The organism is Rhodococcus sp. FW305-130 (assembly GCF_058788335.1).
Genome location: NZ_JBYTAP010000001.1, coordinates 888,333 through 907,941, shown reverse-complemented (window position 1 = coordinate 907,941; position 19,609 = coordinate 888,333). Strand labels below are relative to the sequence as shown.

Below are 19,609 nucleotides of genomic sequence, written 5' to 3'. Positions count from 1 at the left end.
AGAGGCACTCCGTCAACGTGCGGCCCCCGATCCGGAGCCGAGAAGGGACATCATCGTGAGGTCCAACAACATTCACGCAGTCGACAGCGGCGGGGGCCCAGACGTCAGGGACTACAGCCCGGTCGACGCTCTCGTCGCCAAGCAGGAAATCTACGAGGTTCTGGCTCGTTTCCTCCGAGCCGCAGACCGCGGCGACGTCGAGGACGCCAGGCGGTGTTATCTGCCCGGCGCAACCGAAGACCACGGGGGTGTCTTCACCGGCACCGCTGACGACTACATCGACCACATCGCCGGGGCCATCACCCACCCACGGTCACTGACCACCCACGCAATGACCAACGTCTTGGTCGAACTCGACGGGGATACAGCACACGTCGAGTCCTACGTGCTTGCCTTCGCACGAATCAAGACCTCGGACGGCATAGCCGACACACTCACTTCGGCGCGCCTGATCGACCGCTTCGGTTTCGAGGACGGCAGGTGGGGAATCCGCCACCGCGCACTGCGGTGGGACTGGAACCACGACATGGCCACAGCCGAAGGCTGGATCTTCGGGATGCTCGCGCCTGAAACGTCATTGAAGAAGAGCAAGAAATTCCCCGACGACCTCATCTACACCCGACAGACACAGGAGAACTCATGACAACCTTTCGCGGAACTCCGGTCGAGGGTGCGACCGTCCTCGTCACCGGCGCCAATCGAGGCCTCGGGTTGGCCTTCGTCCAACAGGCGAAGTTGATGGGCGCAGCCAAAATCTATGCGGGGGTGAGAAATCCCGACGAGGTGCCGGCCGAACTCCGAGCCACCGGTGCGCACATCGTCGAACTCGACGTCACCGATCCAGGACTCGTCGACACTGCCGCCGGGGCGTGCGGTGACACCACGGTCGTCGTCAACAACGCCGGGCTGTTCACCGGGAATCGGCTGATCGAGGCCGACGACCGAGAGGCCGCTCGAGCCGAGATGGAGGTCAACTACTTCGGACCGCTGACGATGATCCGAGCCTTCGCGCCGGTCCTCGCCGCCCGCGGCGGAGGATCGATAGTCAACGTCTTGTCAGTCGCCGCAATCGCACCCACCGCCTTCATGGGCGGCTATTCACCGGCCAAGGCGGCTGCTCTGTCGCTCGGTGGCATCGCCCGTGCCGAACTCGAACCGCACGGCACCACCGTCACCTCGTTGATCGTCGGCAGTGTCGACACCCGCATGGCTTCACACGTGCAGGGCCACAAGGAAAATCCCCTCGACATCGCCGCGACCGGACTCGCCGCCATGCAACGCGGCGAGTGGACGTGCGACACCGATTTCATGGCAATCGACGCCCGTGCGCGTCTGGCTCGAGACCCGATTCGGTACGAACGCGGACTGGGCAAGCTCCTCTTCGCCGGCGAACTGACCACTCGATCATGAGCGATCCGATTCGTGTTGCCCAGTGGGCGACCGGCGCCATCGGCAAGACCGCGCTCCGCGGAATCATCGATCGTCCCGACCTCGAGTTGGTCGGCCTGTACGTCTACAGCGATGCCAAGGTCGGGCGCGATGCCGGCGACATAGCCAGACGCGCGCCGACGGGCGTGATCGCCACACGCGACGTGGACGAGATCATCCGCTCGCGCCCCCAGGTTCTCATCCACAGTCCGCGTTTGCAGATTCCGTACGAACGCCACGACGACGATTTGTGCCGTCTGCTGCGCGCCGGGATCAACGTGATCACGACGGCCGGGCAGCACTTCCCCCGCGCACACGGCACCGAGCGCGAGCACATGTTCGCCCAAGCATGTAAGGAAGGCGATTCGACGCTCTTCGGCGTCGGAGTGAGCCCGGGCGTCATCGGTGAGCGATTGGCGTTGGCTCTGACGGGAACATCGATCGAACTGGACCGCATCACGATCGACGAGGTGCTCGACGCTCGCGGCATGCCTGACCCCGACTTCGCGTTCACCGTCATGGGAATGGGCTCGCCCCCGGAGGAACTGGACGGAACCGGGCCGTTGCCCTCGCTGTACGCGTCGCTGTATCTGGAGACCATCGCGTTCATGTGCGAACGTCTGGGGATCACCTACGACGAGGTCGTATCCGATCACAGGGTCGTTGCGGCGCGAACGGATCTCGACGTGGCCGCTGGACGCATCGCCGCCGGAACCGTCGGAACCACCGAATGGCGCTGGCACGCAATGGTCGACGGAAAGCAGTTCCTCACTCTGGCCATCATCTGGACCATGGAACCCGATCGTGAGGAATACGCGGGGCGCGATCAGTGGGAAGTCCACCTGTACGGCAAACCCGAGATCGTGATGACCGTCAATCTCGTCGAACCACAAGATCCGAACAGCCGGACAACCGCCGGTCAGTTCATCACTGCGGGCCCGGCACTACGCGCCGTCGAGCATGTACTCGCTGCTCCCACCGGCATTTTCGAACCCCCTGTCTTTGCCCCCTTCAGATTGGAGCATTCAGCATGACCACTCAGCCGACGGCCGTAGGTTCGACTGCCACCCGTGAACCCGCCACCCGCGAACCTTCTGTGAACGCGCTCCTACCCGATGGTCGCCCCGTGCAGAATCTCGAAGACTTGCTGCGCAGCCGGGCGATTGCCAGTCCGGAGAGCACCGCCGTCATCTCCGATGACGGCCGTACCAGTTTCCGCGAGCTGGACATCGAAGCAAATCGTGTCGCGAATGCACTTCTGCGCGATGGTGTTCGAACAGGTGACCGGGTGGCGTACATCGGCGCCAATGCACCGTCTTTCCTCTCCGTCCTGTACGGATCTTCGAAGATGGGCTCGATTCTGACGGCCGTCAACAATCGGCTGGCACCGGGCGAGGTCGACTACATCCTGAGCAACAGCGAGCCGACCGTCGTCGTACTCGGAGCAGGCGATGAGGGCCTCTCCGACGTCGCCGCGGCGGTCGGTAGCGTCCGGACCGTCGTCACGGTGGACGGTTCCGCAAACTCGGTCTCGTGGAACGACTGGCTCTCCGGTGCAGGGGACGACGACCCAGGAGTGTCACGCCTTCCCGACGATACCGCGCTGATCTTCTACTCGTCGGGAACCACCGGCCACCCCAAGGGAATCGAACTCACCGGCGCGAACCTCGGCCGCGCCCTCGCGACCATGTATCACCTGCTCGATCTCGACACCGATTCCGTGGCCATGTGCCCGGTCCCGTTCTTCCATGTGGCGGGGCTGGGTCTCGCTCTCGTCACGACGCTCGGCGGTGGCGCTCTACTTCTCAAGACCATCGCCGGTCCGCTGGAGCTGGTGGCGCTGATGCAGGAGTACCGGGTGACTCATGCGGTCGCTGTTCCCGCGGTGATCAGCGTCCTCACCTCCCTTCCTGCTGTACGCGAGGCGGATTGGAGTGCCCTGCAGTTCCTGGTCTACGGAGCGGCGCCCATGCCGCTACCCCTGTTACAGGACGCCACCAAGGTTTTCGGATGCAGTTTCCTGCAGGCCTACGGACTCACCGAGTCGACTGGCGGCGTCACCATGCTGACCCCCGAAGATCATCGGGCGACCGACGAGTCGACCGCGCATCGGTTGAAGTCCGTCGGGCAACCGATGTTCGGCGTACCCATCCGCATCGTCGATCCCGTGACGCTCGAAGACGTCCCGGTCGGTACTCGCGGCGAGGTGGTCATCGGCGGCGCTCACGTCATGAGGCGCTACTGGCGCAACGAGGCAGCCACTGCGGCCACCATGTTGGACGGCGACTGGCTCCGAACAGGAGACGGCGGATCGTTCGACGAAGACGGGTATCTCTACCTCCACGACCGCCTCAAGGACATGATCGTCTCCGGCGGTGAGAACGTCTATCCCGCCGAGGTGGAGAGCGTTCTCTCCGGCCACCCCGGCATCCGGGAGGTCGCGGTAGTCGGCGTTCACTCCGATCGGTGGGGTGAGACTCCCATTGCGGTGGTCGTTCGTTCCGGCGATTCGGCTGTCACCGAAGCGGAGATCATCGAGTGGTCACGCGAGCGACTGGCGCACTTCAAGTGCCCCAGTGCAGTTCAGTTCATCGAGGAACTGCCACGCAACGCGAGTGGGAAGCTTCTCAAGACTCGTCTGCGACAGGACTTCGCTTGAGTCCATGACAAGAATTCGGGGCCGGTCGCTTTGAGCGATCGGCCCCGATTTCTGTCGTTCGATGTGAAGCTGGCTCAGCCTGGGTGAATCCGGAATTCGACGCCGCCGACGATCAGGCCGGGCTCGACGGTGTTCGCTCCGATCGACGCCGCCAGATCGACCGCACTGAGCATCGACCGCTCGCCCGGAACGAACGACACGGCGCGCGACCCCAGCGCAATCGAGAGTGATTGCGCCGAATCCAGTTTCTTGCCGAACACTTCGGCCCACAGCGCCGCCGTCTTGGCCGGATCGGGAGAGGACACGTCGACGCCGAGAATGTCGTCGACCCGTGGATCGAGGGAAACCTCCTTCTCCGTCTGGTCCCAGAACCACTCGTCGGCGTCGGGAATCTCGTCGAGTTCTACGAGCAGTCCGAGATCACCGGGATGAAGTTGGACGATCCGGTGACCGTAGGCCTCGAGATCTGCCACCGTCCGAACATCGGCCGCAGCTGCACGTTCCAGATAGGGTTCGATGTTCGAAACCTGGATCGAGAGTGCATAGCCGCCCTCCCCTCCGCCCTTGCGGATCCATCTCGCCAGCGAGACCGTCTCGTCGAGCGGTGCGACGATCTCGAGAAATGCCTGCGGCCCGACGGCCAAGGTCTCGTCGGCCAAACCGATGTCTTCGAGCAGTGGATCTGCGAATCCTGGTGCCAGATTCAACGCTTCACGTAATTGTTGACCGGTCTTGTCCAGGTCTCGTGCACCGATCACCACCTGCCGCAGGATCTCCCACGTGCCCGCGTCGTGCGTGTCCGTCACAGTCCGACCGCTTCGGCTGCGGTGTCGGCACTCTGCCAGCGTCGGAGCTCGGCACCCGGCGCCCACGTCGAGTGGGTGCCACTCGAAATCCGTTCGGGAAGGCGAAGTTTGCACAATGGTCCGTCTCCGACGCGGGCAGCGTCGAAGATCAGGCAGAAGGACGCGTCCTCGTTCATGTCGGTGGTCAACGTGATGAGATAGCCGTCGTCTTCGGCGGTACCACCCACGCGTGGTGCCATCGAGGTCTCGCTTCCATACACGCCGTCACCGAAGGAGAATCGTTCCTCGTTCCCCGTCAGCAGGTCGTGTTTGACCAAGCCGTCGAACAGGAACCACGACGGCTTACCAGAAGCCGCATAGGCGTATCGGTACTTCTCACCCGCGAAATTGCCGTTCATCATGCCGAATTCGGTGATCGAGTCACTGAGTTGCTCTTCACGCGTGGCTCCGGTGACCAGGTTCAAACGCCAGCGGTGAAGCCGGGTCTGCATGCGATCGAGAGCGAGGAAACGGAAGGCGCGCTCCCACTGATTGCCCATACCGTTGTCCGACGGCTCCGGATCACCCTGGTAGAAACCGTCCAGAACAATCTCGTCCCCCTCTTCGTAGGCGTTCACGAAGTGCAGGACGTAGGTCGGATCGGCCTCGAACCACTTGATGTCAGCGGTGTTTCCGCGGCGTGGGATGACTCCGAGACGGAGCGGGATATCGGGATGGAAATTCGCGACGTGCGCGCCCTTCTCCAGTAGAACCGGATCCCAGAACAAGGGGCAGTCGTTGAGGATCGCGTAGTTCTCCGTGAAGGCCATGTCGTGTGGCAACCGCGGACCGGGAAGCGGGACGTCGACGTAGTGGACCAACTCGTTGGCCGAGTCCACGACGCCGTAGTGCATGTACGGCGCTTCCTTGCTGTAGTTGAAGAACAGCATTTCTCCGGTCTTGTCGTCCACCTTCGGATGCGCGGACACACCCCATTCGAAGGGGAACTTGCCGTTCCAGCTTTCCTTTCCGAGTGTCTCCGCCGACATCGGATCGAGACGATACAGATCTCCGCACTGGTAGAAGCTGGTGAGAGCAGTCCCCCGGTGAACGACGACGTCGGTGCTGGACGCGTCCTTCATCCGGGTGCGCGCACCCTTGCCGCCCTCGGGGCGACTGAGTTTGGGAGACTCGGCGAGTCCGGCCCACAAGGCGCCGCCGGCATCCTGCTCGGCCGCCAACCCGTCAGTCCGTACGAATCGATTGCGGTAGAACGACTCTCCGTCACGAAAGCCCACGATGTGAATCATTCCGTCGCCGTCGAACGGGTGATAAGCCTTCATCGAGGGATGGAGCGGATTCTCGGTGTTGCGCAGGTAGACACCGTCGAGGTCTTTCGGAACCTCACCGAATACGACTTCGAGGTTGTCCGCTTTGAACTCGGTGGTCTGGGGTTGCCACGGGCCGGTGCGATACGGGTGATCGTCATCGGCGGGAAGGGTGGACAACAACTTGCCTACGATTTCGACGTCCATGGAATTCTCTTTTCGACTGATGGGGAAAGGCTGGGCTGCACTTTCAGGAAACTGCGTCGACGACAAAACTGACGGTGGTGGCCGTACTTCCACCGAAGTTGAGCGTCGCAAAGCGGCTCGCACCCTCGACTTGGAAACCGCCGGCCGTTCCCGTCACCTGATGGGCCGCGTCGAGAAGCATTCGAACACCACTGGCACCCACCGGATGACCACCGCCGATCAGACCGCCGCTGGGGTTGATCGGTAGCTTGCCGCCCATGGCGATGTCACTACTCTCGATGGCTTTCCACGACTCGCCGGGCGCGGTCAGACCGATGTGGTCGATCGCGAGATACTCACTCGCCGTGAAACAATCATGTGTTTCGATCCCGTCTATCCCGGCCAGGTCGACTCCGGCCCGGGAGAAGGCACCCATCACCGCATCCCGAACGTGTGGCATCACGTAGGGATTATCGGCGTCACGGGCCAGCTTCTGCTCGAGACCTAAACCAACAGTCCGGTGACCCCAGCCCGCGATCTGGGCCAGCGGAGTCGCCGCGGCATCAGGATGCTCACGGAGGTACTTGTCCGTCACCAGCACAACCCCGGCGCCACCGTCGGTCACCTGGCTGCAATCGAATCGTCGAACACCGCCTTCCACAACAGGATTGGTGGCGTCGTCGCCGCCTGCATTCCCGAGCAGATCGGGTACCGCCCAACCGCGTGTCTGTGCATTGGGGTTGTTCTTCGCGTTCGCGAAATTGATCTGCGAGATCGCGCGAAGGTGAGATTCGTCGATCCCGTAGCGCCGCCCGTACTCCTTCGACACACGATCGAACATGTACGGCCACATGAATTTTGCTTCCTGACCTTCGTGTCCGACCCAGGCTGCAGCGCCCAGATGTCCGGCCGCGTCATCACCCGGAACCGTCTTCTCCAGTTCGATACCCATCACCAGAGCCGCGTCGTAGTTGCCGGCGCGCAGGTCTGCCATCGCGGCGAGTACAGCGATACTGCCCGATGCGCACGCCGCCTCGTGCCGGGACGAGGGCACACCCCATAGATCTGGATGCACGGTGGCGGGCATCGCACCCAGCTGACCTTGGCCGGCAAACAATTGACCGAAGGCATTACCGACGTGGATCACCTCGATGTCGGCGGCAGGAACCTTCGCCGCGGCCAGGGTGTGGTTCACCACCTCTTCGGCAAGGTTCGCGAAATCGAGTTCCTCACGGGTGAAGTTCCGTGCGAAGTCGGATTGGTACCCGCCGAGAATCCAAATGTTCGAAACAGTCATGACCTCTCCCCTTGCCGATCCGGCATCGGTGACGTCACCGAGATACCCGTGCATCGGCGGTTGTAATTTCATCGCAACCGTACTACAACTAGCAGAGTAACTCTACTAATTGAAGGGTTGAAAATGACTGATGCTTTTGTCCTCGACTACGTGCGCACACCGCGCGGCCGAGCATCGACGCGAGGTGCCCTCCACGAACACAGCCCAGTCGATCTTGTCGTCCACCTGGCCAAGGCTTTGCAGGGTCGAACGAACCTCGCCGCAGAACAGATCGACGACGTCGTTCTCGGTTGCGCATCGCAGGTGGACGAGCAGGGCGCGAACATCGCGAGAACTGCCGCACTCCTTGCCGGTTGGGGCGATTCCGTTCCCGGCGCGACCCTCAATCGTTTCTGCGCATCCGGCGTCGACGCAGTCGGCCAGAGCGCAGCCCGCATTCGCAGCGACGACGTCTCCCTCGTCGTGGCCGGTGGCGTCGAAAGCGTCTCCCGCACTCCGATGTTCAGTGATCGCGGACCGCTGTGGACCGACCCGGCAACCATCGCGCAGATCGGCTCCATCCATATGGGTGTTGCCGCCGACTTGAATGCCACGATCGAGGGGTACTCCCGCGACGAGTTGGATGCGTACGGCGTCGAAACCCAGCACAAGGCTGCCGAGGCCTGGCGCAACGGCGCATTCGAGCGGTCCGTTGTGCCCGTTCCCGGCAGAAATGGTGAAGCCGGAATCGCGCACGACGAACTGGTCAGGGCAGAGACGACGGCAGAGGGACTCGCCGCGCTGCCTCCGGCCTTCGAAGGGCTCGGCGCCGCCGGTCAGGATGCACTCGCGCTCGCCGCCTACCCTGAGGTCGGCAAGATCGAACACCTGCACACCGTCGGATCCTCTCCCGCCATGGCCGACGGCGCAGCACTACTACTCCTCGGATCCGAGAAAGCCGCGGCCAGAGCCGGCCTGACCCCTCGCGCACGGATCATCGGATCCGCCTCGACTTCGGTGAATCCGGTTCTCATGCTCACGGCTGGTCAGAGCGCCGTGGAGGCAGTCATCGCTCGAGCCGGGCTTCGTCCACAGGACATCGACGTGTTCGAGTTCGCAGAGGCCTTCTCCGCGCTCTGCCTACGGTTCCGCCGCGATCTTGACGCCGGGCCGGACCGCATGAACCCCAACGGCGGCACGATGGCGATGGGCCATGCATTCGGCGCCACCGGGGGAATTCTCGTCGGCGCGTGCGTCGACGAACTGGTACGGAGCGACGGGCGCTACGGTGTGGCCGCGGTCAGCGGCGCCGCCGGTGTCGGAGTCGCGGTGCTCGTCGAACGGATCGCCTCGTGACCGCCAGTTCACTCTCGGGCCGCGTTGCCGTCGTCACGGGAGGGGGTAAGGGCCTCGGCCGTGCCGTCGCACTGCATCTCGCGAGCCGAGGGGTCACGGTGATCGTCAACAATCGAAATCGCACACTCGACGGGAGCGGCCGGGGCCCTGCAGATCAGGTCGTCGACGAAATCCTCGAAGCCGGTGGCCACGCCGTCGCCAACCACGACGACGTCACCGACCCCGAGGTCGGTCGAAAGTTGGTGGACGACGCTCTCACTCGGTTCGGACGACTCGACTTCTGCATCACCAGCGCCGCGGTCAGCGGTCCACAGATGCTCCATCGCACCACCGCCGAGAACCTCAGCACCGTCATCACGACAAACGTCGTCGGGACCGCGCTGGTTGCCGCTGAAGCCTCCCGAGTGATGCGCGAAGCCGGATTCGGGCGCATCGTGATGATTGCCTCGACCGCAGGACTGCACGGCGAACCCACCGTGTCCGCCTACGCCGCCAGTAAGGGTGCCGTCATCGCACTGGGCCGCACCGCGGCCGGCGAAGGCGCGAGTCGCAATGTGTTCACCAATGTCGTACTGCCCTATGCCACTACGCAGATGACCGAGTCCGGAATGGACCCACGATTCATCGACATCATGGGGGCCGACCTGGTAGCCCCGGTGGTCACTGCTCTCGTCGATCCCGAGTCCACGACCAACGGGCAGGTGATCGTCACCGCAGGTAACGGAGTGCGTTCGGCCGACGCCGTCGAGGGCTCGACCGAATTCTTGCCCACCACCACAGAACTCGATGCCAAAGCGCTCGACGCACTGCTCGTGACCAGCCGGCTCGGCACTCCTCACACCTATCCGAGCGCACAGGAAGCCTTCGCGGACTTCGCTTCCGAACTGCTCGACCACCACAATCAGAAAGCGCGCGCATGACCGACATCCCATTGGGCGACCTTGCACTGAACTTCGGTGTGAGCGCACTCGCCGTACTCGTCTTCATCGCAGTCGTGATGGCCGTAGCCATCCGGATGAACAATCACTCGATCATCGACATCTGTTGGGGGCCTGGCTTCGCCGTCGTCGCCGTCGTCTCGTACCTGACGTCCATCGGATCGGACGGCAACGATCTGCGTCGCCTCGTGGTGCTGGCACTGACCGTGGTGTGGGGAATGCGACTCGGCCTCTACATCGGTTTCCGAAACCGTGGGCACGGGCAGGACAAGCGCTACACTGCCCTACTCAAACATCAACAGGGACCGCTGGTTCCGTTCCTGATTCGCAAAATCTACGGCCTCCAGGGCGTTCTCATTCTCGTGGTGTCGCTGCCCGTCCAGTTCGCGATGTACGAGTTTCGCGCCCTCGGAGTCATCGGCGCGATCGGCATCGCAGTCTGGACCGTCGGCTTCGTCTTCGAATCGGTTGGTGACTACCAACTTTCCCGATTCAAGGCAGATCCGGCCAATTCGGGAATGGTGATGGATCGTGGACTCTGGGCCTGGACCCGGCATCCCAACTACTTCGGCGACGCATGTGTCTGGGTCGGACTGTTCATCCTCGCGCTTGGTGATCCATTGGCGCTGATCACGATCGTCTCGCCGATCGTCATGATCAAACTACTGGTGAGCTACAGCGGTAAGGCCTTGCTCGAACGAGGCATGCGCAAGAGCAAAGGCCAGGCCTACGACGACTACGTCGCCCGGACCAGTGGCTTCTTTCCCCGTCCGCCCCGTCCGGCACGAAACCACGCGTCGTGAGCGCCCCCACGAGTGGTCTCGCCGACGTCTTCGATCTGGAATCGACCGGCCCGGACCGGTGGCAAGGGTCGAACGACGGTGTTCGGCTACCTCAGTTGTTCGGCGGCCAACTGGTCGCCCAGTCGATTCTCGCAGCCGGGCACACGGTTACCGACGGCAAAGCGATCAGTTCCGTCCACACGCACTTCCTTCGCCCGGGGTCGACGAATCGCGCGACCGAGTTCTCGGTAGATCGCCTTCGGGACGGAAAACGCCTGTCCACCAGAGGCGTCGACGTCCACCAGGACGGACGACTCGTCTGCCGTTCGACGGTATCAGCCTCCTCGATCGACGAGGGTATCACTCACAGTCGAGCCGTACCCGCCGCGCTCCCGCCCGCTGAGTGCGTGACGTTGCAGGAGTTGGCCGAGGCAGACGGTGGGCTGGGTGAGGTGTGGGAGGAGTTCTCCGCCATCGAGATTCGTGTGTCCCCCATCGATTCGCAGTCCCCCACGACGCATTCGGCGGCGCCTCCGCGCAACATCTGGATGCGTTCGGCTCAGCGACTGAGCGACGATCCGCTGATTCACGTCGCTGCTCTCGCCTATGCCAGTGATCTGATGCTGATGGCAACCGCGCTGACGCCGCACGGCTACGACATCGGGCAGGAGCACTCGCTCGATACGGATTGGACGGGCGTGTCCCTCGATCACACGATGTGGTTTCAGCGTCCCGTGCGAGCGGACGAGTGGCTCCTCTTCGAGCATTCGACGCCCACTGCTCATGCCGGCAGAGCAGTCGTGAATGCCGCGGTCTTCGATCAGTCCGGACTCCAGATCTGCCAAATCACCCAGGAAGCGTTACTCATTGCCCGTATCGAGTGATTCCCGACTCTTTCTGCAGACCACTCGGTACGGTCTCGCGGTGCCGCAGGGTTCGCGGCCTATGATTTCGGGGTGGTACGAGTGAATGCAACCGGATCTTCGGCGTCGGCCGGATCTCCGACACCCACGCCGTCGGTGGGCGTCACCGAGTTGCCTGCGGGCGGACCCAACGCACTGGCGGTCACGCTCGGGCTACTGGGAGACGAGTGGAACCTCTGGATTCTGCGGTTCGCCCTTTTGGGGTCGCGTCGATACAACGACTGGCTGGCTCTCGGGGGAATCTCCAACTCGGTGCTGTCCTCACGTTTGGCAGTCCTGACGGCCGGCGGAATGCTCGAGCGCCGGGAGTACCAGCAGAACCCGCCAAGGCACGAATACTCGGTCACTCGCAAAGGCCAGTCGATCTGGCCGGTCCTCATCACCATGTGGTCGTGGGAGAAGCAGTGGGCACCGAATGAAACCGCGCCACTACCGCCACTACGGCACAGCACCTGCGGAAACGACTTCACTCCGATCCTGCGTTGCAAGGAGTGCGGCGAGGACGTCGACGTGAGATCCCTGGACTCCCAAATGGGGCCGAGTGGGGACTTCTCACGCAGTGTGCCCGAAGCAACGTCGAGGCGCCGCTCCACCAAGTCCGAACGCCGACCGGAAATCCTGGCTCACACGATGGAACTCGTCGGCAATCGCTGGTCGGCAGCGATCATCGGGGCAGCTTTCCGCGGTGCCCGTCGCTACGGAGAGTTCGCCGAGATCACCGGTGCGCCGCCGGCAATCGTCGCCGATCGGTTGAAGCACCTCACCGAGATCGGTGTGATGGAAACGCGGCCGCTTCCGGATCGCCCACAGTGGTCGGAGTATCGACTCACCGACAAGGGAACCGCGTACTTCCCCGTCGTGATGTGCATGATCTCGTGGGGTCAGCGCTGGTTCAGATCCGCGGACGGTCCGGACATCGTTCTCCATCACAAGGCGTGTGGAAAGCGGTTCGAAGCAAGGCTGGGTTGTAGTGCGTGTGGTGAGGAACTGAGGTCTTCGGACATCGAGGCGATCGACCTCACCACCTCGGTGCACGTGCCGGGGTCCGGCTGGTCCTGAGATCCCCACTCAGCCGGCAGTGCGGATCCGGTCGAAGCTCCGTCCTCGGTGTTCGCGCGGCAGTCTGTCCCCTCGCCCGAACAATTTGTTGCGCAGCGTCCCCGCTTCGTAGTCGCTCTGGTAGGCGCCCCTCCTCGTCAGCTCCGGAATCACATGCTCCACAATGTCTTCGAAGGTTCCGGGAGTCACCGCGTACGCGAGATTGAAGCCGTCGACATCGGTCTCGGCGACCCACTCCTGCAACTCGTCGGCGACCTCCGCGCCGGAACCGACGACGATCGGGCCCAGCCCGCCGATACCCGCCCACTCCGCGATGTCCCCCACCGTCCATTCGCCACCTTTCTCGTCGGCCTGACGAAACGATGCGACCGCGGATTGAATGGCGTTGCTCTCGACGTTCCCGATCGGCTCGTCCGCTCGGTATCCGGAGAGGTCGATTCCCATCCACCCCGAGGTGAAAACGAGCGCGCCTTCACTACTCGCGTAGCTGCGGTAGTCCTCGAGCTTCGCCTGGGCCAACTCGGGGGTTCGGTCGGTGATGATCGTCAACAGTGTGTAGATGCGGGCCGAGTACGGATCGCGCCCGACCTTCGTCAGTTCGTTTCGGATTCGGGCAACGGTGTCTTTGAGAATCGCCTTTGTCGGTGCACCCACAAAGATCGCCTCGGCATTCTCGGCGGCGAACCGAACCCCGCGTGGCGACGCGCCGGCCTGGAAGATGACCGGCGTCCGCTGCGGAGAAGGTTCGGAGATGTGGATGCCCGGAACCGTGAAGTGCTTGCCTTCGTGCTCGATCGGATGAACTTTAGAGGGGTCCGTGTAGACCCCGGTGGTTCTGTCACGCACCACCGCGTCGTCTTCCCACGACGTTTCCCACAACTTGTAGAGAACTTCGAGGTACTCGTCCGCGTGGTCGTAGCGATCGTCGTGCTGGAGTTGGTCGTCCTCGCCCATGTTCCGTGCGGCCGACGGGAGGTATCCGGTGACCACGTTCCACCCGATTCGCCCGTTCGTCAGGTGGTCGAGGGTGCTCAAGCGCCGAGCAAACGGGTACGGATGCTCGAAAGCTGTACCTGCGGTGATACCGAAGCCCAAGTGCTCGGTCACGGCAGCCATCGCCGACGCCAGCAGTAGCGGGTCCGAGACCGGTACCTGCGCGCCCTGCCGCAGCGCTGCGTCGTGATTGCCGCCGTACACGTCGTAGGTTCCCAACACATCGGCCAGGAACAGCCCGTCGAATCGTCCACGCTCGAGGAGCTTCGCCAATTCCGTCCAGTACCTCAGATCCGTGTACCTGGACGACTGGTCCTCCGGGTGGCGCCACAGACCTGGCGATTGGTGGGCGACGCAGTTCATGGCAAAGGCGTTGAAGCGGATTCTGCGGGTCATTCCCGCACCATGCCGTGCCTGCTCCGCGGTGACCACCATTGCGATCAGTGCGATCGGTTCGGCTCCTGCTTGCACCCGGCGATACCGTCGACTTCGCGACCTCGTCGGCGGGCCGCTACACTGACTAGCGCAGCTGTGACGCCCGAGGCTTCGTGCCGACAGGTCGAGCGGATGCAACAGCAGTATCGGGAAGCGAAAACCCCGGCAGCACAGGGTTTTCAGCGCTTGTCGGTACGCTCCCCGCCCTCGTAGCTCAGGGGATAGAGCATTCCTCTCCTAAAGGAAGGGTCGCAGGTTCGAATCCTGCCGAGGGCACCAGGTGGGACTCTCCCCACATCGGCGTGACCAACGTGCCATTCTTGAATTCATGACGACGCCTCACTCCACGGCAACTCCCCCGAAGAACATGTCTTTGATCCCGGGTGGGACGTACTGGATGGGCTCCGAAGACTTCTATCCGGAAGAACGCCCAGTTCACCAGGTCACCGTCGACGGATTCTGGATGGACACGACGGCGGTGACAGTCGCCGAGTTCCGACGCTTCGTGAAGGCAACCGGCCACGTCACCACTGCTGAAATCGCCCCGGATGCCGCCGACTATCCCGACGCCGATCCAGCCCTCCTCGTCCCGGGATCGTTGGTCTTCAATTCGCCACCCGGCCCGGTTTCACTCGACGACTACACCCAGTGGTGGTCGTTCACCCCCGGAGCCGATTGGCGCCATCCCGAGGGCGCCGACAGCAACATCGGGGGACGTGAACGGCACCCCGTCACCCACGTGTCGTACTTCGACGCCCAGGCCTACGCCGCGTGGGCCGGCAAGGAACTCCCGACCGAGGCCGAGTGGGAGTTTGCCGCCCGCGGCGGACTCGATCGCCAGGCCTACGTGTGGGGCGATCACGACTCTCCGGGCGGGCGGCCCGGTGGCAACGTGTGGCAGGGCCAGTTCCCCTGGGAGAACCTCCTCGAGGACGGGTACGAGCGCACCGCTCCGGTCGGAAAGTTCCGGCCAAACGGCTACGGACTGCTCGACATGGCCGGGAACGTGTGGGAATGGACGGCCGATCACTACACGTCCGACCACGCCCACAGTTCCAAGAACGTCGCGCCGGCCTCGTCGTGCTGCATTCCTCGCAATCCCCGCGCGGAGTTCGCCACCGAGGCCTTGGCCGGCGAACCCTACGCACGACGGGTGATCAAGGGCGGCTCACATCTGTGTGCACCGAACTACTGCTTGCGATATCGCCCTGCCGCGCGGCAGGGCGAATCCGAGGAGTCCTCGACCTGCCACGTCGGCTTCCGGTGCATCATCCGCATTCCGCAGGAGTAGATCAGAAGGGCCGGTCCCCCAGGATGGCCACCCGCTCCATGACGCGGCGATGAGGGAAGTAGTCGCTCGCAGCGTAGTGCTGGGTGGCCCGGTTGTCCCAGAAGGCAATGGAATTCGGCGCCCACTTGAAGCGGCACTGAAAGTCCGGGACCTTGACCTGCGCGAACAATAGGTTGAGCAGATCGTTGCCTTCGACAGGATCCATATCCGGAATGTGGGTGGTGAAGAGGCTGTTGACGAACAGAGTCTTACGCCCGGTCTCCGGATGCTTACGCACCATCGGATGCAGAACCGGCGGGTACTGCTCCTTCATCTGCTCCAACTTCTCCGGGCTCATGCCGCGTCCGAAGGACGGCACAAAATCGTGGATGGCGTCCTTGCCGTCGATCAAGTCCTTGATCTCGTCGGGGAGGCAGTCGAAGGCGTTACCCATATCGGCCCAGAGCGTGTCACCACCGGCAGGCGGTACGTCGATCGCCCGAAGTACTGAACCGAGCGGCGGCGTCTTCGTCCAGGTGACGTCGACGTGCCAGATGTTCTCCGTTCCTGGACTGTCCTCACCGCGTTCGAATCTGACGACTGCCGGGACCTCTCCCTGCGGGAGAAGTGGATGAACCTCCAGTTCACCCCAATGGGCCGCGAAGTCACGATGATTCAAGCTCGAAATCGGCTGGTCCCGAAAGAACACGACCTTCCATTCGAGGAGGGCCCGGCGCACGTCCTCGATCTGCTCCTCCGACGGATCACGCAAGTCGATATCGCTGATCTCGGCACCGATGAACGGTGTGACGGGTGTGAGAGTGAACCGCTCGTACGGCCTCGATTCAACGCCTTCCGGATTACGCCTCATTCCGCGTGGTCCGAATTCGATTGTGTGATTGCCGATTTGGACTGTTCGTGATGATGTAAGGGTAGCCATCGAATGACTCCGTCCTGTCGTGTCGTGTCGCGGGGTCACACGTCAGTCGACGCATGCAGCCGCTTTGCTCGTGTGCGTTTGTGTGCGCTTTGGGGTGCGGTCAGTGCTCCTACCGTGAGATCGACCAGATGATCCACCGTCGTATCGAAATCTGCCTGCACAACCGGGTTTTCGTCTTCGCGGCGCTGCTCGAAGATTGCCAGAGCGGAGACGCTCATGTTGAACGTCAGATCGATCCGTTCCACCGCGACGCGGCGGGGCAGATGTGGCAATGCCCGCGTCAACCTGCCGACAACCTCGTTGATTCCTTCACTGACCTCGCGAAACTCAGCACTCTGTGTATCCACTGACGGTGAAATTCTCGCGATGAACCGCGCATAGTTGGACCCGTCGACCGTCGTCATGAAATCGGCCAGCGGATACAGGAAGGCTTCGACCAAAGCACGGACCAGGTCGGTCCGCCCACTGGCGTCGACGTCGTCCAGATACGTCAGTCGCGCGGCATTGATCTGATCCATCCGATGCCGGAATACGGCCAGCACCAGACCGTCTCGCCCACCGAAGTGATACTGAACTGCAGAGTTGTTGCGCTGCCCGGCCGCAGTCGCCACGTCCCGCATGGACACTTCGTGAATACCGTGCTCGGCGAACATCCGCTCGGCGACGGCGATCATGGCGTTCTTGGCATCCAACGAGGCGGGCATGCACCGACCATATAAGTCACTGACTTAATTCCGCAAGACCCACCCCCTGTGCGCGGTTAGGGAGTGCAGGGACTCCTTAACCACTCACAGGGTTGATTATCCCAGTCAGCGAGACCTACGCCGCCAACTGAATTCCGATCGATACGCTCCAGATTAAGACGACTGCTTAATCGACCCGGTTTTGCATACGCCAAGGAGCCTGCTGGTGAATCGCCATTCCATCCCGATCATTCCCGAGACGCCGAACGTCGCGGCCGCCGTGTACTACCCCGATCAGAATCCCCCGTACACCCGCCCGGAACCGCTTCGCCCGCCGGCCGGGGCCCCGAACGTGCTGCTGATCATGATCGACGACGTCGGATTCGGCGCACCCTCCGCGTTCGGTGGCCCGTGCCGCACGCCCACCGCCGAGCGTTTGGCCGAAACCGGCGTGAAATACAGCCGATTCCACACCACGGCTCTGTGCTCGCCGACGCGTGCCGCCACACTGACGGGGCGCAACCACCACAGTGTCGGTATGGGTGTCATCTCCGAAATGGCCAACGCGGCACCGGGATACAACGGTACCCGCCCTGCCTCTGCCGCCACGGTCGCACGCGTCCTGCAGGGAAACGGCTATGCGACGGGCGCTTTCGGCAAGATGCACCAGACCCCGACGTGGGAGACCACCGCTGCCGGGCCGTTCGATCGGTGGCCGGTCCGTGAGGGTTTCGACAAGTTCTACGGTTTTCTCGGTGCCGAGTCCGATCAGTTCACCCCGGTTCTCTACGAGGACTTCACGATGGTCGACTTACCCAAGACGCCACAGGAGGGTTACCACCTGTCCGAAGATCTCGTCGACCACGCGATCGAATGGGTCGAGGGCGTCAACACGATGGACCCGGACAAGCCGTGGTTCTGCTACCTCCCCTTCGGCGCGTGCCACGCTCCACTTCAGGTCCCGGACCGCTACCTGGACAAGTACGTCGGCGAATTCGATCACGGGTGGGATCGCCAACGTGAGATCACCCTCCACAAGCAGAAGGAACTGGGCGTCGTCGCTCCTGACACCGAGTTGGCCCCGTGGGCTCCGGGGCTCCCACACTGGGACGAACTCGACGACGACCAGAAGAAGGTCTCGGCCCGTTTGATGGAGTTGTACGCGGCATTTCTCGAGCACACCGACGACGAGGTAGGCAGGCTCGTCGACCGGTTGCAGGAAATGGGTGTACTCGACAACACTCTGGTGCTCTACATGATGGGTGACAACGGCGCCTCCGCCGAGGGCGGCATGGAGGGCTCGTTCAACTACCTCGCCGGCCTCAACGGTTACAAGAGTGCGACATCCGACGTACTGGCGCGCTACGACGAATTGGGGACCGAAACCAGCTACCCGCACTATCCGGCGTCGTGGGCTCTGGCTCTCGACACCCCGTACCAGTGGGCCAAGCAGGTTGCGTCCCACTACGGCGGTACCCGAAACGGTCTGATCGCCCACTGGCCCAAGGGGATCGACAAGCCAGGCGTCAGGGAGCAATGGCATCACTGCGTCGACATCACGCCGACAATCCTGGAAGCTGCCGGTATTCCGGCACCGACCAGCGTCGACGGGGTCACCCAGAAACCGATGGAAGGCGTGGCAATGAACTACACCTTCGCCGAGCCCGACGCCGAAGAGCGCCACACCACACAGTATTTCGAGATCTTCGGCAACCGCGGAATCTACGATCACGGTTGGACCGCAGTCACGGCCCACCGCGCACCCTGGCTGATGGCCACTCACGGCCTCGAGCTCACACCGATGAGCGAAGACCGTTGGGAGCTGTACGACACCTCGGTCGACTGGTCGCAGGCCCGCGATCTCGCGGACGAGCATCCCGAGATCCTGGCCCGGCTCAAGGAAAAGTTCCTCGTCGAGGCGGCCAAATATCAGGTGTTGCCGCTGGACGACAGAACGGTCGGTCGCCACGCCACCGCGGAATCACGCCCCCCGCATCCGATGATGGGCCGCAAGACCCTCACGCTGTACCCACACATGAACGGTCTGGTCGAGAAAGCCGCGCCGACGTTCTTCAACCGCTCGTACACGCTGATCGCGAGTCTGGGTAGCGTCGCCGACGGCATGCTGGTCAGCCTCGGTGGCCGGTTCGGCGGATTCGCTTTGTACATACTCGATTCCGTCCCCGTCTACTGCTACAACTTCAGCGGCGGTGGTCGGACCTTCGTGCGCGGGCGCAACCCGCTGGCACCCAATGCACGCGAGGTGTCCGTCCACTTCGAGTACGACGGCGGCGGAATCGGCAAGGGTGGAACCGCAACCCTGAGCGTCGACGACGAGGTGGTCTCCGAGGGCCGGATCGAGAAGACCACTCGGGCGATCTTCAGCATGAACGAACAGCTCGACGTCGGCATCAACCGGGGAAGCCCGGTCGCGGAAGAGTTCGCGGACAAGGGCACGTTCCGCTACGGCGGCAAACTCAACAGCGTGACGATCGACTTACGCTCCACCCGCGACGTAATGTCCGCGGAGGAACGGGAGAAAATCTCACTCGCCGTGCACTGATCGAA

General features: G+C 63.0%; 17 protein-coding genes and 1 tRNA gene. 12 read left to right on the top strand and 6 right to left on the bottom strand.

What is annotated here, in order from left to right:
• Window positions 1-55 precede the first annotated feature (55 nt).
• The 4 genes from AC3WQS_RS04410 to AC3WQS_RS04395 are packed head-to-tail and all read left to right on the top strand — an operon-like array spanning window position 56 to window position 4,087.
• On the top strand, window positions 56-643 hold the full coding sequence (locus AC3WQS_RS04410) for a nuclear transport factor 2 family protein (protein ID WP_492711642.1): 588 nt from the start codon (window positions 56-58) through the stop codon (window positions 641-643).
• Window positions 640-1,410: an SDR family oxidoreductase gene (locus tag AC3WQS_RS04405; RefSeq protein WP_438472289.1), complete on the top strand. Its 771-nt coding sequence runs from the start codon at window positions 640-642 to the stop codon at window positions 1,408-1,410. Before AC3WQS_RS04410 ends, AC3WQS_RS04405 begins: the two co-directional genes overlap by 4 nt.
• A complete protein-coding gene (locus AC3WQS_RS04400) occupies window positions 1,407-2,462 on the top strand; it encodes an NAD(P)H-dependent amine dehydrogenase family protein (protein WP_097387043.1) in 1,056 nt (351 codons plus the stop codon). The genes AC3WQS_RS04405 and AC3WQS_RS04400 overlap by 4 nt, the downstream gene beginning before the upstream one ends.
• Window positions 2,459-4,087 carry a long-chain-fatty-acid--CoA ligase gene (locus tag AC3WQS_RS04395; RefSeq protein ID WP_020970392.1) on the top strand — a complete coding sequence of 543 codons (1,629 nt, stop codon included), beginning with the start codon at window positions 2,459-2,461 and terminating at the stop codon, window positions 4,085-4,087. Before AC3WQS_RS04400 ends, AC3WQS_RS04395 begins: the two co-directional genes overlap by 4 nt.
• A 74-nt stretch (window positions 4,088-4,161) precedes the next feature.
• On the opposite strand, the gene AC3WQS_RS04390 is transcribed toward AC3WQS_RS04395, so the two are convergent.
• Genes AC3WQS_RS04390 through AC3WQS_RS04380 form a run of 3 tightly spaced genes read right to left on the bottom strand, consistent with a single transcriptional unit; the run spans window position 4,162 to window position 7,683 of the window.
• Window positions 4,162-4,893 (bottom strand): VOC family protein, encoded by a 732-nt coding sequence (locus AC3WQS_RS04390; RefSeq protein WP_317558748.1) that lies wholly within the window; start codon window positions 4,891-4,893, stop codon window positions 4,162-4,164.
• Window positions 4,890-6,407 (bottom strand): carotenoid oxygenase family protein, encoded by a 1,518-nt coding sequence (locus AC3WQS_RS04385; RefSeq protein WP_019744811.1) that lies wholly within the window; start codon window positions 6,405-6,407, stop codon window positions 4,890-4,892. Before AC3WQS_RS04385 ends, AC3WQS_RS04390 begins: the two co-directional genes overlap by 4 nt.
• 43 nt (window positions 6,408-6,450) lie before the next feature.
• Window positions 6,451-7,683, bottom strand: coding sequence for an acetyl-CoA acetyltransferase (locus AC3WQS_RS04380; protein WP_492711724.1), 1,233 nt, complete (start codon window positions 7,681-7,683; stop codon window positions 6,451-6,453).
• A gap of 123 nt (window positions 7,684-7,806) precedes the next feature.
• On the opposite strand from AC3WQS_RS04380, the gene AC3WQS_RS04375 reads away from it, so the two are divergent.
• The 5 genes from AC3WQS_RS04375 to AC3WQS_RS04355 all read left to right on the top strand — a co-directional run bounded on the left by AC3WQS_RS04375 (window position 7,807) and on the right by AC3WQS_RS04355 (window position 12,720).
• Window positions 7,807-9,018 carry an acetyl-CoA C-acyltransferase gene (locus AC3WQS_RS04375; RefSeq protein WP_492711643.1) on the top strand — a complete coding sequence of 404 codons (1,212 nt, stop codon included), beginning with the start codon at window positions 7,807-7,809 and terminating at the stop codon, window positions 9,016-9,018.
• Complete coding sequence (locus AC3WQS_RS04370) at window positions 9,015-9,938, top strand: SDR family NAD(P)-dependent oxidoreductase (protein ID WP_020970396.1); 924 nt, start codon at window positions 9,015-9,017, stop codon at window positions 9,936-9,938. Before AC3WQS_RS04375 ends, AC3WQS_RS04370 begins: the two co-directional genes overlap by 4 nt.
• A complete protein-coding gene (locus tag AC3WQS_RS04365; protein ID WP_029255965.1) occupies window positions 9,935-10,759 on the top strand; it encodes a DUF1295 domain-containing protein in 825 nt (274 codons plus the stop codon). The genes AC3WQS_RS04370 and AC3WQS_RS04365 overlap by 4 nt, the downstream gene beginning before the upstream one ends.
• A complete protein-coding gene (locus tag AC3WQS_RS04360) occupies window positions 10,756-11,622 on the top strand; it encodes an acyl-CoA thioesterase (RefSeq protein ID WP_019744816.1) in 867 nt (288 codons plus the stop codon). The genes AC3WQS_RS04365 and AC3WQS_RS04360 overlap by 4 nt, the downstream gene beginning before the upstream one ends.
• An 81-nt stretch (window positions 11,623-11,703) precedes the next feature.
• Window positions 11,704-12,720, top strand: coding sequence for a winged helix-turn-helix transcriptional regulator (locus AC3WQS_RS04355; protein WP_021345229.1), 1,017 nt, complete (start codon window positions 11,704-11,706; stop codon window positions 12,718-12,720).
• Window positions 12,721-12,729: 9 nt separating this feature from the next.
• Here AC3WQS_RS04355 and AC3WQS_RS04350 read toward each other — a convergent pair whose 3' ends face one another.
• Window positions 12,730-14,109: an LLM class flavin-dependent oxidoreductase gene (locus AC3WQS_RS04350; protein WP_153211817.1), complete on the bottom strand. Its 1,380-nt coding sequence runs from the start codon at window positions 14,107-14,109 to the stop codon at window positions 12,730-12,732.
• A 242-nt stretch (window positions 14,110-14,351) separates the two neighbouring features.
• Between AC3WQS_RS04350 and AC3WQS_RS04345 the strand changes: the two genes are divergently transcribed.
• Both AC3WQS_RS04345 and AC3WQS_RS04340 read left to right on the top strand, forming a co-directional pair.
• Window positions 14,352-14,427 (top strand) — tRNA-Arg (locus AC3WQS_RS04345).
• A gap of 49 nt (window positions 14,428-14,476) precedes the next feature.
• A complete protein-coding gene (locus AC3WQS_RS04340; protein ID WP_492711644.1) occupies window positions 14,477-15,439 on the top strand; it encodes a formylglycine-generating enzyme family protein in 963 nt (320 codons plus the stop codon).
• Between the two features lies 1 nt (window position 15,440).
• On the opposite strand, the gene AC3WQS_RS04335 is transcribed toward AC3WQS_RS04340, so the two are convergent.
• Window positions 15,441-16,358: a TauD/TfdA dioxygenase family protein gene (locus AC3WQS_RS04335; protein WP_029255969.1), complete on the bottom strand. Its 918-nt coding sequence runs from the start codon at window positions 16,356-16,358 to the stop codon at window positions 15,441-15,443.
• 35 nt (window positions 16,359-16,393) lie between these two features.
• Complete coding sequence (locus tag AC3WQS_RS04330; RefSeq protein ID WP_492711647.1) at window positions 16,394-17,062, bottom strand: TetR family transcriptional regulator; 669 nt, start codon at window positions 17,060-17,062, stop codon at window positions 16,394-16,396.
• A 205-nt stretch (window positions 17,063-17,267) separates the two neighbouring features.
• Here AC3WQS_RS04330 and AC3WQS_RS04325 point away from each other — a divergent pair, with 205 nt between their 5' ends.
• Window positions 17,268-19,604, top strand: a complete 2,337-nt coding sequence (locus AC3WQS_RS04325; protein WP_492711649.1) for an arylsulfatase — start codon at window positions 17,268-17,270, stop codon at window positions 19,602-19,604.
• The last annotated feature ends 5 nt before the right edge of the window (window positions 19,605-19,609 follow it).

Bases quoted from the DNA above. Each gene is read 5' to 3' on its own strand.
- AC3WQS_RS04405 (WP_438472289.1), top strand. From the start codon at position 640: ATGACAACCTTTCGCGGAACTCCGGTCGAGGGTGCGACCGTCCTCGTC.
- AC3WQS_RS04400 (WP_097387043.1), top strand. From the start codon at position 1,407: ATGAGCGATCCGATTCGTGTTGCCCAGTGGGCGACCGGCGCCATCGGC.
- AC3WQS_RS04395 (WP_020970392.1), top strand. From the start codon at position 2,459: ATGACCACTCAGCCGACGGCCGTAGGTTCGACTGCCACCCGTGAACCC.
- AC3WQS_RS04385 (WP_019744811.1), bottom strand. From the start codon at position 6,407: ATGGACGTCGAAATCGTAGGCAAGTTGTTGTCCACCCTTCCCGCCGAT.
- AC3WQS_RS04380 (WP_492711724.1), bottom strand. From the start codon at position 7,683: ATGACTGTTTCGAACATTTGGATTCTCGGCGGGTACCAATCCGACTTC.
- AC3WQS_RS04375 (WP_492711643.1), top strand. From the start codon at position 7,807: ATGACTGATGCTTTTGTCCTCGACTACGTGCGCACACCGCGCGGCCGA.
- AC3WQS_RS04365 (WP_029255965.1), top strand. From the start codon at position 9,935: ATGACCGACATCCCATTGGGCGACCTTGCACTGAACTTCGGTGTGAGC.
- AC3WQS_RS04350 (WP_153211817.1), bottom strand. From the start codon at position 14,109: ATGACCCGCAGAATCCGCTTCAACGCCTTTGCCATGAACTGCGTCGCC.
- AC3WQS_RS04340 (WP_492711644.1), top strand. From the start codon at position 14,477: ATGACGACGCCTCACTCCACGGCAACTCCCCCGAAGAACATGTCTTTG.
- AC3WQS_RS04335 (WP_029255969.1), bottom strand. From the start codon at position 16,358: ATGGCTACCCTTACATCATCACGAACAGTCCAAATCGGCAATCACACA.
- AC3WQS_RS04330 (WP_492711647.1), bottom strand. From the start codon at position 17,062: ATGCCCGCCTCGTTGGATGCCAAGAACGCCATGATCGCCGTCGCCGAG.